This window comes from Comamonas odontotermitis (genome assembly GCF_020080045.1).
Lineage (GTDB): Bacteria > Pseudomonadota > Gammaproteobacteria > Burkholderiales > Burkholderiaceae_C > Comamonas > Comamonas odontotermitis.
Genome location: NZ_CP083451.1, coordinates 3,171,963 through 3,195,460 on the forward strand (window position 1 = coordinate 3,171,963; position 23,498 = coordinate 3,195,460).

General features: G+C 57.6%; 24 protein-coding genes. 9 read left to right on the forward strand and 15 right to left on the reverse strand.

Annotation, left to right across the window (positions count from 1 at the left end):
- Nucleotides 1–57 precede the first annotated feature (57 nt).
- Nucleotides 58–708, reverse strand: a complete 651-nt coding sequence (locus LAD35_RS14605; protein WP_224149741.1) for an OmpA family protein — start codon at nt 706–708, stop codon at nt 58–60.
- A 454-nt stretch (nt 709–1,162) separates the two neighbouring features.
- Here LAD35_RS14605 and LAD35_RS14610 point away from each other — a divergent pair, with 454 nt between their 5' ends.
- The 3 genes from LAD35_RS14610 (at nt 1,163) to LAD35_RS14620 (ending at nt 4,504) form a co-directional block, all read left to right on the forward strand.
- Nucleotides 1,163–1,792, forward strand: coding sequence for a TRAP transporter small permease subunit (locus LAD35_RS14610; protein ID WP_224149742.1), 630 nt, complete (start codon nt 1,163–1,165; stop codon nt 1,790–1,792).
- Between the two features lie 20 nt (nt 1,793–1,812).
- On the forward strand, nt 1,813–3,687 hold the full coding sequence (locus LAD35_RS14615) for a TRAP transporter large permease (protein WP_224149743.1): 1,875 nt from the start codon (nt 1,813–1,815) through the stop codon (nt 3,685–3,687).
- Between the two features lie 115 nt (nt 3,688–3,802).
- Entirely contained in the window at nt 3,803–4,504 is a 702-nt protein-coding gene (locus LAD35_RS14620; protein WP_224149744.1) for a phytanoyl-CoA dioxygenase family protein, read from the forward strand.
- A gap of 93 nt (nt 4,505–4,597) precedes the next feature.
- Here the strand turns inward: LAD35_RS14620 and LAD35_RS14625 are convergent, their stop codons facing one another.
- Nucleotides 4,598–5,680 (reverse strand): TRAP transporter substrate-binding protein, encoded by a 1,083-nt coding sequence (locus LAD35_RS14625; protein WP_224149745.1) that lies wholly within the window; start codon nt 5,678–5,680, stop codon nt 4,598–4,600.
- Between the two features lie 257 nt (nt 5,681–5,937).
- Between LAD35_RS14625 and LAD35_RS14630 the strand changes: the two genes are divergently transcribed.
- Entirely contained in the window at nt 5,938–6,234 is a 297-nt protein-coding gene (locus LAD35_RS14630) for a pyridoxine 5'-phosphate oxidase C-terminal domain-containing protein (RefSeq protein ID WP_224149746.1), read from the forward strand.
- A 46-nt stretch (nt 6,235–6,280) separates the two neighbouring features.
- Here the strand turns inward: LAD35_RS14630 and LAD35_RS14635 are convergent, their stop codons facing one another.
- Nucleotides 6,281–6,787 (reverse strand): GNAT family N-acetyltransferase, encoded by a 507-nt coding sequence (locus LAD35_RS14635; protein ID WP_224149747.1) that lies wholly within the window; start codon nt 6,785–6,787, stop codon nt 6,281–6,283.
- Between the two features lie 217 nt (nt 6,788–7,004).
- Here LAD35_RS14635 and LAD35_RS14640 point away from each other — a divergent pair, with 217 nt between their 5' ends.
- Nucleotides 7,005–7,541, forward strand: a complete 537-nt coding sequence (locus tag LAD35_RS14640) for a P-loop NTPase family protein (protein ID WP_224149748.1) — start codon at nt 7,005–7,007, stop codon at nt 7,539–7,541.
- A gap of 287 nt (nt 7,542–7,828) precedes the next feature.
- Complete coding sequence (locus tag LAD35_RS14645) at nt 7,829–9,973, forward strand: tripartite tricarboxylate transporter substrate-binding protein (protein ID WP_224149749.1); 2,145 nt, start codon at nt 7,829–7,831, stop codon at nt 9,971–9,973.
- 213 nt (nt 9,974–10,186) lie between these two features.
- Here LAD35_RS14645 and dxs read toward each other — a convergent pair whose 3' ends face one another.
- The 3 genes from dxs to LAD35_RS14660 form a co-directional block, all read right to left on the reverse strand.
- Nucleotides 10,187–12,097: a 1-deoxy-D-xylulose-5-phosphate synthase gene (dxs, locus tag LAD35_RS14650; RefSeq protein WP_224149750.1), complete on the reverse strand. Its 1,911-nt coding sequence runs from the start codon at nt 12,095–12,097 to the stop codon at nt 10,187–10,189.
- 128 nt (nt 12,098–12,225) lie between these two features.
- On the reverse strand, nt 12,226–13,134 hold the full coding sequence (locus LAD35_RS14655) for a polyprenyl synthetase family protein (protein ID WP_224149751.1): 909 nt from the start codon (nt 13,132–13,134) through the stop codon (nt 12,226–12,228).
- Nucleotides 13,135–13,142: 8 nt separating this feature from the next.
- Nucleotides 13,143–13,400 carry an exodeoxyribonuclease VII small subunit gene (locus LAD35_RS14660; RefSeq protein ID WP_224149752.1) on the reverse strand — a complete coding sequence of 86 codons (258 nt, stop codon included), beginning with the start codon at nt 13,398–13,400 and terminating at the stop codon, nt 13,143–13,145.
- Nucleotides 13,401–13,793: 393 nt separating this feature from the next.
- Between LAD35_RS14660 and LAD35_RS14665 the strand changes: the two genes are divergently transcribed.
- Together LAD35_RS14665 and LAD35_RS14670 are read left to right on the forward strand one after the other, a co-directional pair.
- Nucleotides 13,794–14,933 (forward strand): aromatic ring-hydroxylating oxygenase subunit alpha, encoded by a 1,140-nt coding sequence (locus LAD35_RS14665; RefSeq protein WP_224149753.1) that lies wholly within the window; start codon nt 13,794–13,796, stop codon nt 14,931–14,933.
- Nucleotides 14,934–15,016: 83 nt separating this feature from the next.
- On the forward strand, nt 15,017–15,898 hold the full coding sequence (locus LAD35_RS14670; protein ID WP_224149754.1) for a DMT family transporter: 882 nt from the start codon (nt 15,017–15,019) through the stop codon (nt 15,896–15,898).
- A 24-nt stretch (nt 15,899–15,922) separates the two neighbouring features.
- Here the strand turns inward: LAD35_RS14670 and LAD35_RS14675 are convergent, their stop codons facing one another.
- Nucleotides 15,923–16,060 carry a hypothetical protein gene (locus LAD35_RS14675; RefSeq protein ID WP_224149755.1) on the reverse strand — a complete coding sequence of 46 codons (138 nt, stop codon included), beginning with the start codon at nt 16,058–16,060 and terminating at the stop codon, nt 15,923–15,925.
- Here LAD35_RS14675 and LAD35_RS14680 point away from each other — a divergent pair.
- Nucleotides 16,059–16,934 carry a sulfurtransferase gene (locus LAD35_RS14680; RefSeq protein WP_224152721.1) on the forward strand — a complete coding sequence of 292 codons (876 nt, stop codon included), beginning with the start codon at nt 16,059–16,061 and terminating at the stop codon, nt 16,932–16,934. The two genes, LAD35_RS14675 and LAD35_RS14680, sit on opposite strands and share 2 nt — an antisense overlap.
- Before the next feature lie 136 nt (nt 16,935–17,070).
- Here LAD35_RS14680 and LAD35_RS14685 read toward each other — a convergent pair whose 3' ends face one another.
- The 8 genes from LAD35_RS14685 to LAD35_RS14720 all read right to left on the reverse strand — a co-directional run bounded on the left by LAD35_RS14685 (nt 17,071) and on the right by LAD35_RS14720 (nt 23,498).
- On the reverse strand, nt 17,071–18,726 hold the full coding sequence (locus LAD35_RS14685) for a hypothetical protein (protein ID WP_224149756.1): 1,656 nt from the start codon (nt 18,724–18,726) through the stop codon (nt 17,071–17,073).
- A gap of 224 nt (nt 18,727–18,950) precedes the next feature.
- Complete coding sequence (locus LAD35_RS14690; protein ID WP_224149757.1) at nt 18,951–19,892, reverse strand: hemagglutinin repeat-containing protein; 942 nt, start codon at nt 19,890–19,892, stop codon at nt 18,951–18,953.
- Nucleotides 19,893–19,923: 31 nt separating this feature from the next.
- A complete protein-coding gene (locus LAD35_RS14695; RefSeq protein WP_224149758.1) occupies nt 19,924–20,424 on the reverse strand; it encodes a contact-dependent growth inhibition system immunity protein in 501 nt (166 codons plus the stop codon).
- Nucleotide 20,425: 1 nt separating this feature from the next.
- Nucleotides 20,426–21,127: an endonuclease toxin domain-containing protein gene (locus LAD35_RS14700; protein WP_224149759.1), complete on the reverse strand. Its 702-nt coding sequence runs from the start codon at nt 21,125–21,127 to the stop codon at nt 20,426–20,428.
- 77 nt (nt 21,128–21,204) lie between these two features.
- Nucleotides 21,205–22,104 carry a hypothetical protein gene (locus tag LAD35_RS14705; protein WP_224149760.1) on the reverse strand — a complete coding sequence of 300 codons (900 nt, stop codon included), beginning with the start codon at nt 22,102–22,104 and terminating at the stop codon, nt 21,205–21,207.
- Nucleotides 22,101–22,466 (reverse strand): hypothetical protein, encoded by a 366-nt coding sequence (locus LAD35_RS14710; RefSeq protein ID WP_224149761.1) that lies wholly within the window; start codon nt 22,464–22,466, stop codon nt 22,101–22,103. Before LAD35_RS14710 ends, LAD35_RS14705 begins: the two co-directional genes overlap by 4 nt.
- A gap of 290 nt (nt 22,467–22,756) precedes the next feature.
- The gene (locus tag LAD35_RS14715; protein ID WP_224149762.1) at nt 22,757–23,116 is read right to left on the reverse strand and encodes a hypothetical protein; all 360 of its coding nucleotides are present in this window, start codon (nt 23,114–23,116) and stop codon (nt 22,757–22,759) included.
- Between the two features lie 76 nt (nt 23,117–23,192).
- Nucleotides 23,193–23,498, reverse strand: a complete 306-nt coding sequence (locus tag LAD35_RS14720) for a hypothetical protein (RefSeq protein ID WP_224149763.1) — start codon at nt 23,496–23,498, stop codon at nt 23,193–23,195.

The following is a 23,498-nucleotide window of genomic DNA, read 5'->3' on the forward strand; positions in this document are numbered from 1 at the left end:
AGCAACAGACGTAAAAAAGCCCGGCATGCAGCCGGGCTGTTTGCAGCAGATGCTGGCTTATTTGGCGAGCACCACTTCCACACGGCGTGCTTCGGCGTTGTTGCCCGCGTTTTCCACCGCTTCGGGCTTCTTCAGGTCCAGCTTGTCTTCCGCCACGCCCAGGGCCACCAGCGCATCGCGCACGGCAAAGGCGCGCTGCTTGGCCAATTCGGCGTTCTTTTCAGCGTCGCCCGTGGAATCGGTATAGCCCGAGATCACAGCGCGTTGGCCCGCCTTCACGCCAGCGACCACATCCACCAGCGCCTCGTTGGCGCCAGGAGCCAGATCGGCCTTGGCGGTGGCAAAGTAGAACTTGACGATGCCGTTTTCGATCAGCACGCGGGCTGCGTCGTCTGCAGCAGCACCGGCCTGGGCCGCAGCGCCGCTGGCCGCAGATGCCGAGGCACCGGCAGCAGCACCCGCCTGAGCAGCAGCGTCACCCGCGCCAGTGGCTGCTGCAGATCCTGCTGAAGCAGTGCCGCCCAGCACGGCGCCCGAAGCGCCCGGTTGCAGCTTGGCGGCGACCACGCCACCCTTGGCCGCCTTGGCACCATGAATGCCCTTGTATGCACCAAACCACAACACACTCAACACCACCAGGGTGATCAGGGCGAAAACCAGGCCCAGGGCAAAGCGCTCATCACTGTCATTGTTTTGCGAGGAACTCACTGTGAAACTCCAAACACCGGTGGTGCATTAACTATGAACAAGAAAAAATAGATCCGATCCGCCGCCAAGGTCAGACCACGCACGCAATCGGGCCCAGACATACAAAGCACGGAATTCGAGCGCGATTGTAACCAGAACGCCCGGCAAGCGCTGTAGCACCACGCAACATCGATCTCTCGCGCCATCAGCAGCCGCATGCCCAGATGTTTGAGAGAACGCAAAATCCATAGCAATTCAGGCAAGCAGTATCAGCACCAGCCTAGTATTTACCCTAGATTTCGTCATTTAGACCAGCTATTTTCCTTGTGAACGCAACATTCAACACTTTCACGGGTTCAAACTTATTCCTGAGGAAGCGTAGCTATTCGTAAAATCGATGCTTTTTGACGATGCGTACGCCCGCTTACCGGCAGACCAGCGCACGACACGGGACTAGCCAACCATTGGAGACACCATGCAGGCTTTACTTGCCCTATCCAGGGCTATCGACAGGCTGAACGCCTTTGTCGGCAAATATTCCATCTGGCTGATTTTTGCCGCCACCTTCATCAGCGCCGCCAACGCCATTGTTCGAAAGGCATTCGACACCAGCTCGAATGCCTTTTTGGAAGTGCAATGGTATTTGTTTGCCTGGTCTTTTCTGATCGCGGCCGGTTACACCCTGCTGCACCGCGAACACGTGCGCATCGATGTGGTCAACTCGCGCCTGTCCAAGAAGGCCCAGGTATGGATCGACATCATCGGCTTCGCCTTCTTCCTGACCCCGCTGTGCGTCACGATCCTGTGGCTGTCCATGCCCGTCGTGATCCAGATGTACCAGTCAGGCGAGATCTCGGGTAACCCAGGCGGTCTGATCCGCTGGCCGGTCTGGGCCGCAATCCCTGTAGGCATCACCCTGCTGCTGCTGCAGGGCATCTCGGAGCTGATCAAGCGCGTTGCCTTCCTGACAGGCGACGGCCCCGATCCGATGGGCAAGCTCAGCGACAAGAGCGCCGAAGAAGAACTGGCCGAAGCATTGCGTGCCGAAGCCGAGCGCAAGCAGGCCGAGGCCCTGGCAGCGCAAGCCAGCACCCACAAAGCCTGACGGTAGCGGGAGAAAAACACATGGAATTTATCGCTACCAACTACGCCCCGATCATGTTCGCGGGGCTCATCGTCTTCCTGCTGCTGGGCTTTCCGGTTGCGTTCAGCCTGGGGGCTGCGGGCCTCACCTTCGGCTTCATCGGCATCGAAATGGGCGTCTTTCCGTCGTCCGTCATGGCCTGGCTGCCCCAGCGCCTGATCGGCATCATGGCCAACGACACCTTGCTGGCCGTGCCGTTCTTTACCCTGATGGGCCTGATCCTGGAGCGCTCCGGCATGGCCGAAGACCTGCTGGATACCGTGGGCCAGGTGTTTGGCCCCATCCGCGGCGGTCTGGCGCTGGCGGTGATCTTTGTGGGCGCCCTGCTGGCAGCCACCACCGGCGTGGTTGCTGCATCGGTGATCTCAATGGGCCTGATCTCGCTGCCCATCATGCTGCGCTACGGCTATGACCGGCGCCTGGCTTCGGGCGTGATTGCAGCATCCGGCACCCTGGCGCAGATCATTCCGCCCTCGCTGGTGCTGATTCTGATGGCAGACCAGTTGGGCAAGAGCGTGGGAGACATGTACAAGGGCGCCTTCATCCCAGGCTTCATGCTGATGGGGCTGTACGTGGTCTGGGTCATGTTCCTGGCCATCTTCAAGCCCAAGATGGTGCCAGCCCTGCCCGTCGAGGCACGCATCTACCGTGAAGCCAATGGCAACGCAGGCTATACCTCGCTGATTGTCGTGATGGGTATTTCGACCGTGGTGGCCCTCTTCCTGGCCAGCCACATGGCCGACATCCACACCTGGTGGCAAGGCAAGGAAATCACCGAAGTCGCCACTGACGAAAAGATCGTTACCGCCATGTGCGGCGGCACCTTCATCGCCTTCGTGCTGGCATCGTTCAACCGCATCTTCAAACTGGGCCTGCTGTCCAAGCTTGCAGAGCGCGTGACCTTTGTGCTGATTCCCCCGCTGCTGCTCATCTTCCTGGTGCTGGGCACCATTTTCCTGGGCATCGCAACGCCTACCGAAGGCGGTGCCATGGGTGCGATGGCAGCCCTCATCATGGGTTTTGCCCGCAAGCGTCTGAACATGACCCTGCTCAAGCAGGCGCTGGGCTCCACCACCAAGCTGGCCAGCTTCGTGATGTTCATCATGATTGGCGCTACCACCTTCAGTCTGGTCTTCCAGGCGGCCGACGGCCCCAAGTGGGTGGAACATCTGCTGACCAGCCTTCCCGGCGGTCAGACTGGGTTCTTGATCGTGGTCAACATCATGATCTTCTTCCTGGCCTTCTTCCTGGACTACTTCGAGTTGTCGTTCATCGTGGTGCCGCTGCTTGGTCCCGTGGCCGAAAAAATGGGCATCGACCTGATCTGGTTCGGCGTGCTGCTGGCCGTCAACATGCAGACCTCGTTCATGCACCCACCATTCGGTTTTGCACTGTTCTTCCTGCGTTCGGTGGCACCTGACAAGCAGTATGTGGACCGTGTGACGCACAAGGTGATCGAGCCGGTGACCACCATGCAGATCTACAAGGGAGCCGTTCCCTTTGTGCTGATCCAGCTGGTGATGGTGGGCGTTCTGATCGCGTTCCCCGGCATCGTGACGGGCGCTGTCGACAAACCAGTGGCCGTGGACATGAACAAGGTCAACGCAGAAATGATGGAGCAGTTGAACGACGCCGGTGCTGGCTACGGGGCAGAGAACCCGTTTGCAGCCCCTGGCGGCGATGGCGGCTATGGTTCGGACGCGCCCAGCATCAACGGCGAGCCTCCAGCGCCTGGGGTCGCTGCTCCGGGAGCCATCGCTCCTGCCGCACCTGCTGCTGACGGCAGCTACGGCTCGGACGATCCCGCCAAGCTCTTGCAGGACGCAGCCTCCAGCGCTGCACCTGCAAGCAAGTAAGCTGGCCTGCACCTTCCCGCCCTGGCACATGCCGGGGCTTTTTTATGGGTGCTTTCAAAGCCGTTGACGGCTTTCACCCACCCCACAAGAGTCCTTTTCATCCCTGCACTGCCCCATGACCGCTGCCCGCCATTCACCGCTTTCCACTAGTGAGCAAGAGCAACTCCACAGCAACGGCTTTGCCCTGCTGAGCCAGGCAGTCCCCCAGGACTGGCTGCCGGATCTGTGCGCCAGCTTCGACAGTAACATTGCCGAGTCTGCGCTGTGGCCGGTGCCCCGCGCATCGAGCTGGAACCACGCCATGGTCGACCTCCTGCCACAGGTGCAAGCAGTGTGCCGGTTGCCCGCCCTGCTGGCAGTGGTGGGGGCCTTGATTGGCGAGCGCTTTTTCCTGGCCCAGGTCGAGGGGCGAGAACCACGCCAGGGCGGAGGCCACCAGCAACTGCACCGCGATCTGTCCTCGCAGCGGCCGGGCGACAACATCAGCGTGCTCATTTTTCTCGACGACTATGGGCCGCACAATGGAGCCACGCGCATCGTGCCGGGCAGCCACCGGGCACGGCCTCAGGAAGCGCCATTCGACTTTCTCGATGAATCGCGCTCATTGCAGCTGAGCGGCCACGCAGGCGATATTCTGGTATTCGACGCCGATCTGGTGCATGGCGCCTGCATCAATCCATCGGGCGCGCGGCGCCGTTCCTTCCTTGTCAGCTACTTTGCCGAGCCGCTGTATGCCTCTCACCTCAAGACCGCCAGGCTGCGCAACGTACGCATGGATACCAGTGAGTGTTTTGAACCGGGTGCTGCAGGGGCCTGAGCGACCCTGATCGCCGCAATGAAAAAAAACGCAGCTTGCGCTGCGGCTTGGGTGCTCCATCCCGCAGCGCCGAGCGCTGCAGAGGGAATCGCTTTAGATCTTGACCGACGCCATGTACTGGTTGAATGGGTACTCGGAGAAACGGTTCCACAGGATCTGGTCGCGCTGGAAGGCACGCATGTCCTGGTGGATCTTCTTGAACTCGGGCGACTTGGCTTCGTGCTCGGCAAACACTTCCATCGAAGCCTTGAAGCCTGCGTCCATCAGCTCCTTGGGGAAAGGCTTGAGCTGGGTCTTGTTGGCCACCAGCTTCTTGAGCGCGATGGGGTTGAGGACCTGGTACTTGCTGGTCATGTCGGCAGCTGCCACACGGGTAGCTGCATCGAGGATCGCCTTGTTCTCGGGCGACAGCGCGTTGTACTTCTTGATGTTGATGAAGAATTCCAGGTCTGCGGAGCCTTCCCACCAGCCGGGGTAGTAGTAGAACGGAGCCACTTTGTTGAAGCCCAGCTTTTCATCGTCGTAGGGGCCGACGAACTCCACGGCATCCAGGGTGCCCTTTTCCAGAGCCTGGTACACATCGCCTGCAGGCATGTTTTGCGCCACCACGCCCAGCTTGGCCATGGCTTCACCGAACACGCCGCCACCCAGACGCATCTTGAGGCCCTTGAGGTCGGCAACGGTCTTGATTTCCTTGCGGTACCAGCCGCCCATCTGGGTGGTGGTGTTGCCAGCGGATGCCGTCTTGAAGTTGTATTTCTCGAAGAAGGCATCGAGCAGCTTGCGGCCATTGCCATGGTCCTTCCAGGCATTCATCTGCAAGGTGGTCAGGCCAAAGGGCACGGCACAGCTGAAGGCGAAGATCGGATCCTTGCCGGTGAAGTAGTAGGCAGCGGTTTCTGCCATGTCGATGGTGTCGGACTGCAGTGCGTCGACCACACCGAAAGCAGGCATCAACTCGCCAGCGGGGTGAACGGAGATTTCAAACTTGCCGCCCGACAGCGCCTTGACGGTCTGCGACAGCTTCTCGGCGCTACCGAAAATGGTATCCAGCGACTTGGGGAAGCTGGAAGCCAGACGCCAGCGCACCGCCGCCTGGGCATGCACAGCGGGGGCCACACCAGCGGCCAACACGCCAGCGATGCCAGCATTCTTGATAAGGGAACGACGATCCATCTGTATCTCCGATTGATTGTAAAAAGTTGCAGCTGCAATCGTGCCACAGCTGAAGCCCGGTTTTTGGTTTGCAAATTGTAGAAATGGTTGCTCATGCGACTTGCTCGGGTTTTCCCTGCAGATCGCGCCTTATTTATGTTCCTTGTCCACCACATCTGCACCACGCGTGCAAGAAGGCGTGTGGCCTTGGCCCCCCAATACATGGGCATGCTTTCACAACCGCTCTTTGCCAGTCGTTGCTTCTTGCCATCTTTGACATGGAGATGGAAAACGCGGCTTTCTTGACCTGCATCATGAGCCTTTGCTCATTCGACAATGAATGCCAATTCGTCAAGAGTGTCGCTCCGCAGCAGGTCACGCGCCTGCCGCCAGTTGGAGCCCGGACATTTCTCGGCAACCATCCCAAGCATACCGAGCCGGGATGGCGTCTGTTCGCCGTCATGCGCACCATGCCGGAGTTCTGGCAGGGCACCACGGACAGATCGCATCAACGGCTTCGCTATGCCAATACGGAAAAGGAAGGCAACTGGCAAAAGCAGGTGCTGTGGCCCTGAACGCCTTAAACGCCTTGAAGGCCCAGAAGGCCCCAGGCGCATTCCATCAATGCGTTGCCGTAAATGCAGAATGGTAGGAAACGACTCCGGCAGGCACTGTCGGCCCAAACGATATTGCCATGAAGTATTCAGGCGGGACGCCCGGCAAGACCAGACCCGCCTCATTTCTGAAGCCGAATCGCGTGTAGTACAAGGGGTCTCCCAGCACCACGCAGCCCGATGCCCCTTGCTCCTTGAGCATGCCCAGCGCCTGGCGTACCAGCTTCGACCCGATGCCTTTGCCTTGCAGGGCAGGAACGACCGATACCGGCCCCAGGCCGAACCAGCCCACCGAATCACCGGCAATGGAAACTGGTGAAACAGCGACATGCCCGACCACGGCTGCATCCACCTCAGCAACAAGAGAGATGCTAAGTGCCTGTGCAGCTCGAAGGGCCGCAACAATGCACTGTTCGTTGTGGTCGGTATGGGGCGCATGAAGAAATGCGGCCACGGTAACGGACTCAATGGCCGCTGGGTCTGTGGGCCTTTCAGGTCGAATCAGCAGGTTCATGTCTGCGAGTGTAGCGCTGGCAACATGCGGACCATCGCCGGTCTCTCACTCGTGTCTCCGCAGTTGGCAGGTAGTGAACTGAGCTTGCACTGATGTGCTGGCCCGTCATGCGTGTCTACAGAAGTGATGAACTTGCTGGTATGGTCGAGAAGTGTCGGCCTTCCGTCACCTCTTCTCTCGTGAGCACAATGGGAAGCCATGCAAATACAGGAATGAGATGCGCTATCTAGTAGTCGGCACCAGCGGGGCAGGCAAATCCACCTTGGCGATGAAACTGGCAGCCCAAACGCGGTCTCCTTTCATCGAGTTGGATTCGCTGTACTGGGGGCCAGGCTGGCAACCCGTGCCCCTGGATCAATTCAGGCGTTCGGTCACTGAAGCGACTCAAGGCGCATGCTGGGTCGCAGATGGGAATTACAGCGCTGTTCGGGACGTGCTCTGGTCACGCGCAACACATGTGGTCTGGCTCAACTACGGACGCTTCACGGTTTTCTCCCGCCTGCTCTGGCGCACCCTCGGCCGTGGTCTCACTCGCAAGCAGCTGTCACACGGAAACCGGGAATCGCTGCGCATGGCATTCTTTTCCAAAGACTCGATTCTTCTCTGGGCTCTGTCCACCTACGAGAAAAACCAGTCGAAATTCGCTGCTTTGCGCGACCACGGCGAATTCTCCCATCTCCAGTGGATAGAAATCACCGAGCCGTCACAGGCCCCGCAGTTTCTCGACAAAGTCACCGCTTCGCCGCGGGGCTGATACGGGGGCGCGCCTCGCCCCAGCAGTGAACAGCTCAACCGTCCATTGCATATTTGGCATCAGGCATTTTGGGGACTGGTTCAGACAGCAGCTGCGCTGCGCCTTTGCCGCGGATGGGACTGTGACCGAACCCTTCGCTCACATGGCGCATGTTTCACAACAAACCACCATACCATTCCAAACAGTATGCTCTTGTCCATCTGCCCGGTGCATTGCCAAGGCGGCAAGGTAGCGATAGGAAAATCATGCCATTGAAATGGACACGCAGTGCCTGGAGACATCACCCGATGAAGCGTCTGTATCTCGTCGCCGCCCTGTTGTGGCTCGGCATCGCCCTGGGTCAGGTCCATGCAGCGCCGCCGAGTTACGCCGACCTCTATGCCGATCCTGGCCGTGCCATGCCCATGCAAGCGAACTGGCAATTGCAGCCGGTGACCGGGCAAGTCGGGCAGGTGCAGCCGTGGAAAGACATTTTCGCGTTCACGGTCGGCATTGACCCCCGCCTGATGGAGCGGTTGCGTTGGCTAGGCCTCAATCCGGGCAAAAACAGCGCGCTGGCCCCCGCGCTGTTCAACGCGCAGAGCGGACAAACGCTTTTTCTGTCCTCGGCAGCTCGTAGCTTCTGCGATGGCCGCTGGCAGGTTGTCCGGATGGACTATGTCAGCGCCAGCAGCATCAACGACACACTTCAACCGGGATTCAAAGTGTGGCTGGTAGAGCGAAAGCCGGGAGGTGGACTCCGAAGCACCACGGCCTACGGGCGGATTGATTCGCAAGGTCGGTGGGCCGTTCCGCCCGTGACCTGTGATGGCTTGGACCCGAGATACGTCGATTCCCCCTTCGCCATTTCCTACCTGTCGCCAGACGGAGGCGAACAAATGGCCTCCGATTTGCATATTGACAAGGTATATGCACAGCCTGGGCTGCGCAATGCACAAGGCCAGTGGCTTCCCCCCGTACCGCCGCTCGATATCACTACTGCGCAGTGGATGGCCTACAGGAAGCAGATTGTGACGCCTGGCTCCTCTGGCACAGGACTGATCGATGCGCGAGGGAGGATGGTGATCCCGTTCATCTTCGGCAACCTGCCCGATGCAACCGCCCAGAAGCGCATCCAGCTGTGTACCTCTGGCGGATGGGATTCTCAGCGCCACACCGACACCTCACGTGTGTGCCGCTGGCAACGGTTGCACGGCAGCCATGGAGGAGCCGCCCTGCGCCCGGTGAAGGATGTGAACACGAATCGGTGGGGATACCAGGACGCCCAGGGCCAATGGGTGATTGCGCCGCAATTTCATGAGGCGCGCCAGTTCCGCCACGGTTACGCCATTGTCGCAGGCGCATTCCCGGAGGATTGGCGCCCTCCCGGGTGGCAGGACGATTGGCCCATGATCCGGAAATTCCATCGCGTGGGTCGCTATTGGGCGGCCGAAGCTCTGGTACGCAACGCATCTACTGATGGACAGTGGGCCATACGCTTCGGACTGATGAACGATGCAGGGCAGTGGCTAGTCCCTGCACCGCAGCCCACGCTGCACATCACCGTGATATTTCCCCCCGGTGGCCGCAGCGACCACTATGCCCAGATGCTGGCCAAGCACTTGCCCAATCTGCTGGGGCGCAATGTGCAGGTCGATCACAAGCCGCCCGCCACTTTGGCCGACTATCGCCTGTTGACGATGGAAGGCGGTAACGCCAAAGTCTGGCTCGGCGCCATGATGCTGCCGCGCGGGGGTATCAAGGGCCTGCACCAAGGCCCGTCGATCGATACGCTGCTGCAATCCCTTCACCCCGTCACGCTGCTGGCGTCGGAGCCACTGGTTCTGGTCATCGACAGCGAGAAGGCCGACACGCTGGGCATTCACAGCACGGATGACCTGCTGGCCTACGCGCGCGCCCACCCTGGCAGCCTGCGCATCGCCACTGGTGACGATGGCTGGATCGGACACCTCGCCTTCGGCCTGCTCCGCTCGATGAGCGGCGTTGACATGCAACGCGTGGTCTACAAGCGCATGTACCCCGACTCGGATGTGATTACCAAGGAACATGCGGTGGAGTTGCTGTTTGCACCCGCCAACGGCGTGAAAGTAGCCATCGAACGCGGCCAGTTGCGGGTGCTGGGCACCACCGCCAACCCGGCGCATCCCCAAAGCTACCGGGGAGTGCAGTGGCCAACGCTGGCTTCAAATGCATCCTTGGCTGGCTACACGGTATACGACCACTTCAGCCTTTGGGCACCTGCGGATTCGGATTCCGCATCCAACCGCATCTTGCAGGAAGCGGTGGCACAGGTGCTTGCCAAGCCCGAGGTGCGCGACTATCTGCGAGACATTCAGGCCGTCGGTGGAGGCGGCCCACCCGAGGCCTTGCTGGAGCTGGAACACCAGGAGTACGAACACTGGATGCGCGCGCTCTCATCATCGACGCGTTGATGGCTGCATTCACGCTCTCCACGGAAAGCGACGCTGCCACAGCGGCAGTCTCACGCGCTCGCCAGCAGGCAGGCCTGGGCCGGCCCACCGCATCCACGTCAGGCAACCAAACAGGACCAGGCACCCCCCGAAAGGTGCTTTTGTTCAGCGAGGCATCTTCCAAGAAAAAATGCCTGGCAACCTGCCAGGCATCGTGATTGGCGTGTACGGAAATCAGGCTGCCGCACTGGCAGCTGCAACGGTGCGCGGGCCAAAGCGCTCGGTGATCGATTTCTGGATTCCTGCCGCATCCAGCCCTTGCAACGCCATCAGTTTGGCAGGGTCGCCGTGTTCGATGAATTCGTCCTTCAAGCCCAGTTGCAGCACCGGCACCTCCAGGTGCAAGGCCTGCAGTGCTTCGAGCACGGCGCTGCCTGCACCGCCCATCACACAACCGTCTTCCACGGTCACCAGGGCATCGTGGGTCTGTGCGATCTGCTGCAGCAGTTCGGTATCCAGCGGCTTGGCCCAGCGCATGTTGGCAACCGTGGCATTAATCTGCTCTGCGGCCTGCAAGGCCGGATACAGCAAGCTGCCAAACGACAGGATGGCAATGCGTGGCGCCCCCGCCACCGCAGGCTGGGCCTGGCGGCGGATTTCACCCTTGCCAAAGGGCAGGCCCTCCAGCGACTCCAGCGGTACCACGCCAACGCCTGCGCCACGGGGGTAGCGCACGGTCACGGGGTGGTTCTGCGCATAGGCGGTGCTCAGCAGTTGGCGGCATTCGCGCTCATCAGCCGGGCAGGCCACACTCATGTTGGGAATGCAGCGGGTGAATGCAATGTCGTAATTACCCGCATGCGTGGCGCCATCGGCACCGACAAGGCCCGCGCGGTCCAGCGCAAACACCACGGGCAGGTTCTGCAGGGCCACGTCGTGGATCAGCTGGTCGTACGCGCGCTGCAGAAAGGTCGAATAGATGGCGACCACCGGCTTGAGTCCTTCGCAGGCCAGGCCCCCGGCAAACGTGACCGAATGCTGCTCCGCAATGCCCACATCGAAGTAGCGCTTGGGAAAGCGTTTGTGGTATTCGACCATGCCCGAGCCTTCGCGCATGGCTGGCGTAATGGCCACCAGTCGCTCATCATGGGCGGCCATGTCGCACAGCCAGCTGCCAAATACCTGGGTGAAGGTCTGCTTGGGCGGCGTGGCAGGTTTGACGAGACCAATGGCCGGGTCGAACTTGCCCGGGCCATGGTAGGCCACCGGGTCGGCCTCGGCCAGTTTGTAGCCCTGGCCTTTCTTGGTGACGACGTGCAGAAACTGCGGCCCCTTGAGCTGGCGGATGTTCTCCAGCGTGGGAATGAGCGAATCGAGATCATGCCCATCGATGGGGCCGATGTAGTTGAAGCCGAAATTCTCGAACAGCGTGGCAGGCACCACCATGCCCTTGGCCTGCTGCTCCAGTCGTTTGGCAAGCTCCAGCAACGGCGGCACCTGCTTGAGCACGCTCTTGCCCACGCCACGCGCCTTGGCGTAGAACTGGCCGCTCATCAACTGCGCCAGATAGCGGTTGAGTGCGCCCACCGGCGGGCTGATGCTCATGTCGTTGTCGTTCAGGATGACGAGCAGGTTCGCATCGCTGACACCGGCATTGTTCAAGGCTTCAAACGCCATGCCGGCCGTCATCGCGCCATCGCCGATGATGGCCACTGCCTGGCGGCTTTCGCCCTTGAGCTTGGAGGCTTCGGCCATGCCCAGGGCTGCCGATATGCTGGTGGACGAATGCGCGGTACCGAATGCGTCGTATTCGCTCTCGGTACGCAGCGGAAAGCCCGAAATCCCGCCCAACTGGCGCAAGCCGGTCATGCGGTCGCGGCGGCCGGTCAGAATCTTGTGTGGATAGGTCTGGTGGCCCACGTCCCACACGAAGCGGTCATGGGGCGTGTCGTAGACCGCGTGCAAGGCAATGGTCAACTCGACCGTTCCCAGGTTGGAACTCAGGTGTCCGCCGGTCTGCGACACGCTCTCCAGAACGAACTCCCGCAGTTCGCGCGCCAGGGTCTTGAGCTCGGCGCGCGACAGCTTGCGCAGATCGGCCGGATCGTTGATGGTGGCGAGCAATGGAAAGTTCTTCGTGGGCATACTACTGTTTCGATAGCTGACTGCGCATGCCAGACAAGCGCTGGCGCAGTTTTTTGTTCAAATCGCAATGGTCTATGGTAGCGCCTTGGGTAAATTGACCTATATCAAGGCACTTTTTGCACCACGCCTCAGTGGCTGCGGCGCACCACCATATCGGCCAGCGCGGCCAGCGCGCGCGGTTGCGCAAGGCCGCTGCCCGCCAGCGCCAGTTGCGCCTCGGCCAGCAGATCATTGGCGTAGGCGCGGGCAGCATCCAGGCCCATCAGCGATACATAGGTAGGCTTGTCATTGTCCGCGTCCTTGCCTGCCGTCTTGCCCAATGTGGCGGAATCTGCCACCACATCGAGCACATCGTCGATGACCTGAAAGGCCAGGCCCAGTGCCGCGCCGTATTGCCGCAGCGCCGCCAGTGCAGCGCCCGTAATACCGGCGCAGGTGGCGCCCATTTCCACGCTGGCCTGCAGCAGCGCGCCGGTCTTGAGCTTGTGCATCTGCTGCAACTGAGGCTGCGTCAGACTCTTGCCGACACTCGCCAGATCGATTGCCTGGCCCCCTGCCATGCCGTTGTAGCCAGCGGCGAGCGCCAACTGGCGGCACAGCCTGGCCTGCATGGCGTCGGGAATATCGCGGCCCTCAGGCACCAGCAATTCAAACGCCAGGGCCTGCAAGGCATCGCCCGCCAGCAAGGCCTGGGCTTCGCCAAACTGCACATGCACCGTGGGCTTGCCCCGTCGCAGCACATCGTTGTCCATGCAGGGCATGTCATCGTGCACCAGCGAGTAGGCATGGATCAGCTCCACCGCACAACCGGCGCGCAAAGCGGCTTCGGCCTGCGGCACGCCCAGCGGACCGGCGGACTGTGCAGCGGCCAGCACCAGCAAGGGACGCAGGCGCTTTCCCCCATCAAGCACGGCGTAACGCATGGGCTCGCCCAGGTTGGCGGGAGCGTCGGCCACGATCCATTGGTTCAGGGCCGCTTCCACGCGGGCCAGTTCATCGCTGCACCACTGTGCAAAATTTTCGTGCGCTGCTGTCATTGTTCTCTTTATTCCTCGCTCGCCCAGGGCTTGAGCTGGCCATTGTCCAGCACCTTGATCTGGTCCTGCACCGCTTCGAGCTTGCCACGGCAGTAGGCCAGCAACACGGCGCCGCGCTGGTAGGCGGCCAGCATGTCGTCGAGCGGCAACTGGCCCGATTCGATGCGCGCCACCAGGCCTTCGAGCTCCTGCAAGGCGCTTTCATAGTTGGCGGGTTCGGGCAAATCTGGCATGGCAGACGCCTTGGAGGCTGTGGCCTTGGGCATGGGCTTGCGAGGGCAACCGGGGTTGCCGCTGGTACGGAATGGAAAGCGCTGATTTTAGGCGCTGCGCGCGCCACCACGAACACAGCGCCCGCTGCCCCTGCAAAGCGCAGACCAGCAGGCCATCATATCCAGTTCTCCAGACAAGGATTTCGCCCTACCAGAGCGCGCAGTCAGCTATCAATTTGATAGAATTTTGAAGCCAGCATGGAAAGGCAGTTCCGTTCTGCAGCCGAGAATTGCTCTCAATTCACGCATGAACGGAACGGGAATAACCCCACTGGGTATAATCCCATTTCTCGCGAAACCGGTATTCTTCTAGGGTAGCCGGTTTTATTTTTTCTCTGCGCATGCACGCGCAACCTCCCTGTGGGGAGTCTTTAGGTCAGGTCACCCATGTCTGATTTAAGTCTTCAACTGCAGCAGGCCGCAAGCCAACTTCCAGTTTCAAGCTATTTCGATCAAGCGCTCTTTGAGCGCGAGATGCAAACCATCTTCCAGCACGGCCCCAAGTATGTCGGCCACCAACTGGCGATCCCCGAGATTGGCGACTATTACGCCCTTCCGCATGAAAAGGAAGGGCGCGCTCTGGTGCGCAGCGCCACGGGCCAGGCCGAGCTGATCTCCAACGTCTGCCGACATCGCCAGGCGGTGATGCTCAAGGGCCGGGGCTCACTCCATCACCAGCAAAAAGGCAGTGCGGGCGGCAACATCGTCTGCCCGCTGCACCGCTGGACCTACAGCCCCAGTGGTGAACTGCTGGGCGCGCCCCATTTCGCGCAAGACCCTTGCCTCAACCTCAACAACTACCGTTTGCGTGAATGGAACGGCCTGCTGTTTGAAGACAACGGTCGCGACATCCAGGCCGACCTGGCTGGCATGGGCCCGGCCGCAGCGCTCAGCTTTGATGGCTTTGTGCTCAACCACGTGGAAATGCACGAGTGCAACTACAACTGGAAGACCTTCATCGAGGTCTATCTGGAGGACTACCACGTCGGCCCTTTCCACCCAGGTCTGGGCAATTTCGTCACCTGCGACGATCTCCAGTGGGAGTTTGGCAAGGAGTACTCGGTGCAGACCGTAGGCGTTGCGCCCGGCTTTGCCCGCCCCGGCTCCGATACCTACAAGAAGTGGCACGAAGTGCTGCTGGCCTACCGTGGCGGGCAGATGCCCGAGCACGGTGCCATCTGGCTCACCTACTACCCGCACATCATGGTTGAGTGGTACCCACATGTGCTGACCGTCTCGACCCTGCACCCGATCAGCCCGGAAAAGACCATGAACGTGGTCGAGTTCTACTACCCGGAAGAAATCAGCGCCTTCGAGCCCGAGTTCGTGCAGGCCCAGCGTGCAGCCTACATGGAAACCGCCATTGAGGACGACGAGATCGGCGAGCGCATGGACGCGGGCCGCCGGGCTCTGTGGGAGCGCGGCGACAACGAAGTCGGCCCCTACCAGAGTCCCATGGAAGACGGCATGCAGCACTTTCACGAGTGGTATCGCAGTATGATGAAAGACGCTGTTCTGGCGAAGTAATTCCTCTCAATTACTATCAAATCAATAGCTGCTCGCGCTTACACAATAAGCGCAAGCAGCTTTTTTATTCTAAAGTCCTTCCGATGCAAGCCCTGTGGATGGTGGCCGCCGCCTTTTGTTTCGCACTCATGGGCGTGTGCATCAAGTTCGCATCTGCCCACTACAACGCGGCAGAGATCATCTTCTACCGGGGCCTCATCAGCATGGCCTTGCTGTGGTGGCTGGCCCGGCGCAAGCGCATCACCCTGGGCACGCAGTACCCGTTGATGCACGCCTGGCGCAGTTTCATCGGCGTGCTCTCGATGGGCTTCTGGTTCTACTCCATCGGCAAGCTGCCCCTGGCCACCGCCATGACGCTCAACTACATGAGCAGTCTCTGGATCGCTGCCTTTGTCGTGGGCGGCGCGCTGATGGCCTGGCGACCCAAGGCAGCAGGCGACCAGCCAGCGCTCAATATTCCGCTGGTGCTCACGGTCCTCATCGGCTTTGCCGGGGTGCTGCTGATGCTGCGCCCCAGCATGGATGCCGAGCAGCTGTTTGCCGGCATCATCGGCCTGCTGTCGGGCCTGATGTCTGCCTTTGCCTACATGCAGGTGGTGGCGCTGTCGCGCATTGGCGAGCCCGAGCAGCGCGTGGTCTTCTACTTTGCTGTGGGCTCCGCTGTTGCAGGGGGGCTGACCATGCTGTTCACCGGCGCCTCGCCCTTCCCCGGCTGGCCTGCGCTCTGGCATATACCCATCGGCATTCTGGCCACGGCAGGTCAGCTGTTCATGACCATGGCCTACGCCAGTGCCACCACGCGCCGCGCGACCCTGGTCGTGGCCAACCTCCAGTACTCGGGCATCGTGTTCGGCGGGCTGGCCAGCATTGTGGTGTTTGGCGACCAGATTCCGGCCATCGGCTGGATCGGCATGGCGCTGATCGTGGGCAGCGGCATTGCCGCCACCGTGCTGCGCAAAGGATAGCTGACGGCGCACACCAGTCATGCGTCAGCCGTGTTTTTCATTCATAAAGCACGGCGCCAGCAGTGCTGCACCATAATGGCTGAAAACAACTCTTTTCAGGCTTGAGCGGGCCTTGTCCGGCCTGCGCCAGCCGCTTTTTTGGAGCACTGTGATGGCAACCATGCCCTATACCACCCTCATCACCCCTGCCCAGCTGCAGGCGCTGCAGCAGAGCGCGCCTGCTAGCGTCATGGTGTTCGACTGCACGTTCGAGCTGGCCCAGCCCCTGGCGGGCGAGGCGCTGTATGACGAAGTGCACATTGCTGGCGCCCTGTACGCCAACCTCGACAAGAACCTCAGCGCCCCGCACGACGGCGCTGGCCGGGTGGTTGCGGCCGCATCCGGTGGTCGCCACCCCCTGCCCACGCGCGAAACCTTTGCCACCTGGCTGTCGCAGGTCGGCTTTCGCAACGACATGCAGGCTGTGGTGTATGACCGCAATGGCGTCAATTACGCAGGCCGCCTGTGGTGGATGCTGAAATGGGCAGGCCACGAGGCCGTCGCCGTGCTCGACGGTGGTCTGCAAGCCTGGCAAGCCATGGGCGGAGCGGTAGAGAGTGGCAAGCCCACCAGCCATTTCCAGAGCAATTTCGAGTTGAAAGCCCCATTGCGCGAGCTGCGCACCGCAGGCCAGGTGCTCCAAGCGCTGGGCAGTGCGCAGACCGTGATCGATGCCCGGGCCCCTGCCCGCTATCGCGGCGAGGTAGAGCCGCTCGATCCTGTTGCCGGCCACATTCCAGGTGCGCTCAATCGTTTGTTCAGCACCAACATCGGCGCAGATGGGCGCTTCAAACCGGCCGCCGAGCTGCGCGCCGAATTTGACGCACTGCTGGGTGGCCGCGATCCCGGCACCGTCGTTCACCAATGCGGCAGCGGCGTGAGCGCCCTGCCCAACCTGATCGCCATGGAAATTGCAGGCTACGCGCCCACGGCCCTGTTTGCGGGCAGTTGGAGCGAATGGTGCAGCGATGCGGCGCGGCCGGTGGAGCGCGGGTAAAACGCACCGCCCTCACGCCGCACAACAAAAAAGAGGCCTGCGCTGTGGGTTGATAGAGCAACCCCCAACGTCAGGCCTACAGACAGGTCCTAGTGACCTACAGCTTCTGAAAATCTAAATTTCTGACCGGCTGGGCTTACACACCCAGAAAATTGCCTTTTCGATCCTTGATTTTGATCACGCTACCAGATGCTGGCGAAGTGCCGTTATATACAAAAGACACGCCCCCCATTTCCTGGGGCGTAGCACCACTGCTGTAGAACTTGCAGCTGATTTGCCTCTCCGCCACAGACTCAAACAGACATTTGACGTTGCCAGATTTATTGGCGACCGCACCGTCCACCACCCGATCCAGCGACACTGTTGTCAGAATGCTGCCTGATTTCTCGCCTCGAAAAATCATATGCCAGTCCCCCAGCAAAGATTCTTCAGGGGAACTTTGCGACGTCAACCCCATGCGAACCATCTTCTTGGGCCCCTCGCCGGGAAATTGAATCATTGCCTCTGCCAATGAAGGTGCCCCCTGAAGGTCAATCTGCACAGCGCCAGCGTCCTCCACCACAGATCCACTTCGAGCCGGGCCACCAAAATAGCGCCCTCCACCGTAGCGGAAAAGATCAATATCCATGGACGACTGGCCATAAGAGCCCGACCCCATGTGAAAAGTAGAGGCGCCAGTATTCAGGTAATCAAAAATCTGCAACACAGCAATATTGTTTTGCACATCCAAGCTGATTCCTCTTCCGGGTTTTCCATTGAGCTCATCCGCAACCACCCAGGTTCCATTGACTGGCATACGGGAGCCATTGCAGTTGTCACCTGGAACAAAGGTCTGCAAGGTTGTAGAAATGCATTGGCCGGGTATAACGCTCCCAGGCACCGCTCCATTGGCCAGCATATTGCCCATCAAGCGTATAGTTTTGCCAGTGGATGCATCCGTGATGACCGTGCCAGTCACATCTGCAGCCGCGTAGCGAAAGCTGATTTTTGGCATGAAATTGGCTGGAGCCTGCGAATCGCTGCGTGTGCAGTCGTAACCCTGGGCACCGCTGCCGGAATACTGGCAGTCGTAGGTCAGGTTCTTGCCAAGAAAGAGTGGCTCATTCGAGCCCAGAAAAAATGGCTTGTAGGTGATCGGGCTCAACTTCAGCTGATACTTGCCTTCGGCCGTCTTGAGCAGCTTGCTTCCCCAAATGACGGCAATCGAATCACCATCAACTGCTAGCCACCTTGCATTTTGACCGTCTCGCATTGCTGCGGCGTTGCCGGGGCTAAACGCATCATCAGAGCTTCCCGCCAAAAAGCGCTCAATCGCTACAGGCTCCTCACCCGGAAACTGAACCGTCCCCGTCAACCCACTGGAAAAAGTAATGGTCACATTGCCTGCATTACCAGCTTCATGGGCTGTAAGTGGCCCACTTCCAAAGTAGCGACCACCTTCGTAATGCGTCAAGGGAGCTGTTACCGTATTGCCCTTCAATTCACCAAGTGCGGTGTGGAACGTCGCCTCGCCATTGGCCTTGTAGTTGTAGACCTGCATGAAGAAAGTGTCTTCCTGCACGTCAATGGCCAGGCCTCGGCCCGGTTTGCCATTAACTTCTGCGCTTACCACCCAGGTACCCGCCTGCGGCGTGAAAGGGCGTTGCTCTGCCTGAGCCAAATGCCCCATCAAAAGACAAGCAGTTACGGGCATGCTACCCAACCAAACCAAAGCACGTCTTTTCATTCCATCTCCTCTTTGAGTAAAAATCAACATGGGTGAATTTGAATTATTCAATTGATAATCAAGCATTCTTATCACTATATCTTTACCATATAGTTCTTGCCATCAAACCAAATTACGCAATTATGGCAAATATATAATTTAATAATTACAACATAATTATGATATTCTTCATTTTTGCGCTGTAAATTTGATTTCAATCAAACACAAATCATTTTATTAATAATAATTACTGAGCAAATAATAGGTAAAATTTTATATTCATATAATCTCTCACCAAAATCCTGCACACTCTATACATGCTTCACTGAGTTTTGACATCCTAAAAATTCAGACCTAACGCGCTCTTTGTCAAAGATTGGCTTGAGGCCTGTTTCCTTGTCTCCCGTTCTCGCACTGGTGTTGCCAGCAATGCCCGAGATACCAGCCTGCGTTGTGCTGCTGGCACTGCCATTGTCCCGGCCCACGCCAGCACTGCTGCTGCCCAGGCTTCCTCCCACACCGAGCGTCATTTGCGAGCCGCTGGCGTTGTATTCGGCCTGGTTCTGCAGGTCGCTCATTACCAGCTGACCACCCGTGCGGAAGCTGTTTTTGCCCTCATCCACCGCCTTTTGCGTGCTGGTGATGGCGCCGCCCTTTAAGGTAGTGTCTCCGGCTACGTTGACTTGGAAACCTCCGTCACCGGCTCGTATGCCGCTTTGGGTGCCCGTGCTTTGGTAGTTGCTGTCGATATTGGTGTTGCCATGGCTGACTGTGAGCCCGGGCATGCCCGCACCAATGGGAATAACCAAACTAAAGCCGCTATTGCTGCTGTGTTCGTTGTAGTTGTCCTTGTTTTGCAGGCTTTCGATGGTGAGGTTACCGCCCACATCGGCCTTGACGCCAGTGCCCGCTACTGTTGCCCCGCGCAAGGTGGTGTCGCCCGCGCTTTGCAAGCTGACATTGCCACCTGCTTTGACGGTGGTGTTGTTGTAGCTGACTCCTGTGCCGCTGACTGTGCCAGCGCTGACGGCGCTATGTGCCGTGCTGCTTTGCTGTCCACGATCACTGCTCACACCCGCAGCTGCGCCGCTGATAGAAGCTATTATATTTATAGCATTCTGCGCTTGATGGGCAAGCGCCAAAGGCTGCTTTCCCTTCAAATCCCCTATCGCCACAACCCCTGCCTGCACCGGCGTGCATAGCAGGGTCTGCAAGATAAAGAAGATGGTAAAGAGACGGGCCAGTGATTTCACAAGGCCTTTATGTGATTGCGCAAAAACACCTCTACCTAATTGCACTTGTGCACAAAGTGAAAGCGTGTCGTAATGCTGCTCCTAGTTCTTCGTCTGAGACTGTATGTGATATCTTCAAAGGGGTTAAATCCATATCTTTTGTTACGGTATATCCATCTAATGACGTTTGTTGGGTCGGCTGAATTTCAATGAAATCACCATATACGCTTACATCACATAAATTCATGTTTTTATACAATGCTTTTTTTGTTTTGTATCCATATTTATTCATGGTGTACTTCTCGCGCATTTTTTCTGTTTCTTCGAGAATCCCCGAATTCCATAACTTCTGAAATTCTTCCAAACTTACTCTCTTGCTTTTAGAAAGAGCCAACCTCAACGATTCCCCTAAGATTTTATCTGATATATCTAGAGGTAAATATTGAGGCTCAACCTCTGGATCCCCATAACCCAACATACCTCTTGATATAGTTGTAATTTCAAAAAAAACATCGTTAAAACTTACATTAGCCCACGCTGTCGATTTATTCATTTCACTTCAACCTTGTTACAACAATAGCAATACCTCTATCTGCAGCATATTGCATCGAACGATTAATAGCATCCATCTGAGCTGGCGTTGTGCTGTATGGAATAGCAAGCTGCATCTGCTTAGACGCAATATCAGCAGATGTAATTTGTCGTCCATTGCGGGGGCCATCTCTCACAAAATTCACCATATCATCCACATACCCATTAAGCGTACTAGTGATCCGATTTGGATTTTGGTAAGTCACGCTCCCAACTGTGTCCATCGTCTTGGTACTGACGGCCACGCCCTCTGGCGTCAGATGATCAAATGTCTTGAAGTTACTCTTGATGATGTTGAGATCGATAGTACCTTCAGGCAGTTGGGATTGCACGTAGCTTTCAAAGGGTTTGCCTTGGCCGTTGATGCCTTTGCCAAACTCTACACCCGTTGCCTCTTTGGCTACGACTCCGCCCAATGCCTCAACTTCCATGCTCCCCGTCAGGCGCCCATACAATGCAGCCACGCCTTTGAATGCGGTGTTGATGACTTTATTGCCCAACAGTAGCTCTTCGGCCGTCGTGTCCGGCTTGATGCTGTCTCGCATCGCATAGAACTGGTTGAGCTCCTGGATGCTGTTTTTCTCATCAGCCGTGCAATAACGCGGTGGAGAGCAGGCAGTGTTGAGCTCGGTCAGTACCGACTGTAATGATTGCTTGTCAAACACGCTCGAGCACTGATCTTTGACCAGCCTACGCTAGCTGGCAACGACATTTGTGCTACAACGCCATTCCTCTTACATCATCACTCGCTGATAGACGCCAATACCTGCCGCCAATTTCCTGCCAATGGCTGGCGCAGAATGTAATGCTGCCTGAGCGCAGCCAATTCTAGGCGTAGAACATTAATATTTCCAAACAAATTCGTACCGTCTATGTTATCCCCAGGCATGCCTCGAAGCTCGGGGTTGCGCACGTTGTCAAAGAACGTTTGGAATTCTTCAATTGCCTCATCAGACAAAGAACCCTCATCCGCAGCATCAATGGCGTTGCACAGCGCCTGCAGCCACTGCTGGTGCACATAAGTGTGCTTGAATTTGCGGCGGATGTTTTTTAGCAGGAACTGCGCCTTGTCTACCCGGCCAGCTAGCAGGCACAGGCGCACGGAACGCAAATACTTGCTTTGGGGCATGTAGATCCATTCTTTGGAGCCTCCATGCAGAGCGGTTTCGGCGATCTCTTCGGCAGCTTGCAGAAGGAGTGCAGCATTTAGTTCGCTGTCATCTCGCAGGACACGGGCCAAGCAAGCTCCAGCCAAGGTTTCACCGTGGTTGCCAGGGTAGATGCCTTCAACCTTCCACCCTCTGCATGGCCCATTAGAAATGAACTTGACTGACCGGTCTGCTTCTGGATCGATATCGAATCGCTCATCAGCCAATGCCCGGTCTGCTGCTTCATTGGCCCAATTTAAAAAAATCCTACTGTATTCATGGTCGGGGTAGGCCACTGAAATGAAGATGAAATTACCCAAGAACCTATCCACCGGCCCCTCTGGCATGGCCAATTTTCCCCAATCAAAGAAAGGCCCCCCTTTTTCAGCATAAGACCTTATCACTCCTGGATATCCAGATATTTGCCCCCACTGATCCAGTGTGCCGTCTAATGAAATATCAACCTTTTGCTTCCAATCCTCAAAGTACATCATTTATTTCTCCCGAACGTAACAACCCGAGAAACAGGAGATCCCATTCTTTTGGCAAGAATATCATCCACCCGGCCCGCTGTCTTGGCTGCATTATTTACACTAGTATAAAGCTCCACCTGATAAGTTTTAGACTCCAACTGCACCAAAAGTGAATCCCGTATTCTCTCATTATCAATTTTCAATATGCTTTCTCGAACTACATTGAGATTTCTATTTAATGTTTCCACCTTATATTCCCCCAGTGCAGTTAACTCACTATCACCCGCCTTGGCTTCACCAATCACTAATTGGGGCCGTCCGTTTACCATCTTGGCGTACGCAATGTCAAGGCCATTGTTATTACCAGTCTTGGAGCCAAGCATACCAATGAAGTCCTTTCCAGCCTCGTCTTTGACAAACTGCGCTGCAGAGGCTTTGCTATTATTTCAGCAGCTTCAAGCGCTTTATGGACGGGGCACTAGAGGCTGATTTTCTTGTAACTTGCAAAGATCACCTCGCCTGCGTGCGCATGAGGTAGCGACATTGCGCATAGCACGATGATGAGGTGGAGGAGGCGGAGCATCAGATTTTCAAAAGGAGAGCGGGGCAGCTTGGTACGGCACAGACGGGTAAAAATAAGCGTGGGTCAGCTTGGAGCGGCACACGATTTGGCTCACCAATTCTTCAACTGCTCGCCAGAATCAGGTACTGGTCGTAGTACCCCATCTGACATGATGATTACGTTTTCAACACCAAGCGCTGCCCTTACAAGAGCCAAGACTGTTCTTACTAGGTCTGAGGCGCTTTTGTCATTGAGGCTAATGATGAATTCGCAAGTTGCAACAAGACCGTACTCAAGAGCAATCTCCTTTTGAATGTCAGTTGCCTCCGTTGCTTCATATATTATGAAGCGACTTTGATAGGCAGACGTCTTAGAATAAAAAAGGCCAGGGTGCTGAGCTATCAATGAATCAAGCACTTTTGTCACATGTTCCAATGGTAATGATGAATAGCAAAATAGATCGACTGCCATATTATTTCGGTGGCAACAGAATAAATACAACCTTGCCAGTTTGATGATGCCCTCGCGCCTAAGCCGCTTCCAGACCTTATTGTCGTTCCTCGTTTTCAAACAAAACGACAACATTGGCATCGCCAAACGCATCTTTGACAATGTCCGCGACCTTTGATATTTGCCCCACTGCGCTCTTGTCATTTACACGAATGAGAAAAGTACTCCTTGCATGCAAGCCATGCTCAAGCGCAACTTCTTTTCCCACGTCACTCGATTCCGTAGCCTTGGAAATCAAGAATTTTTTTTCAAAAAATTCTTGATGTTTTGCTAATAGCAACTCGAGTACATCCGTCACATCACCCGCCGACCGTGAGACATGACAAAACAGATCAATTGCCAT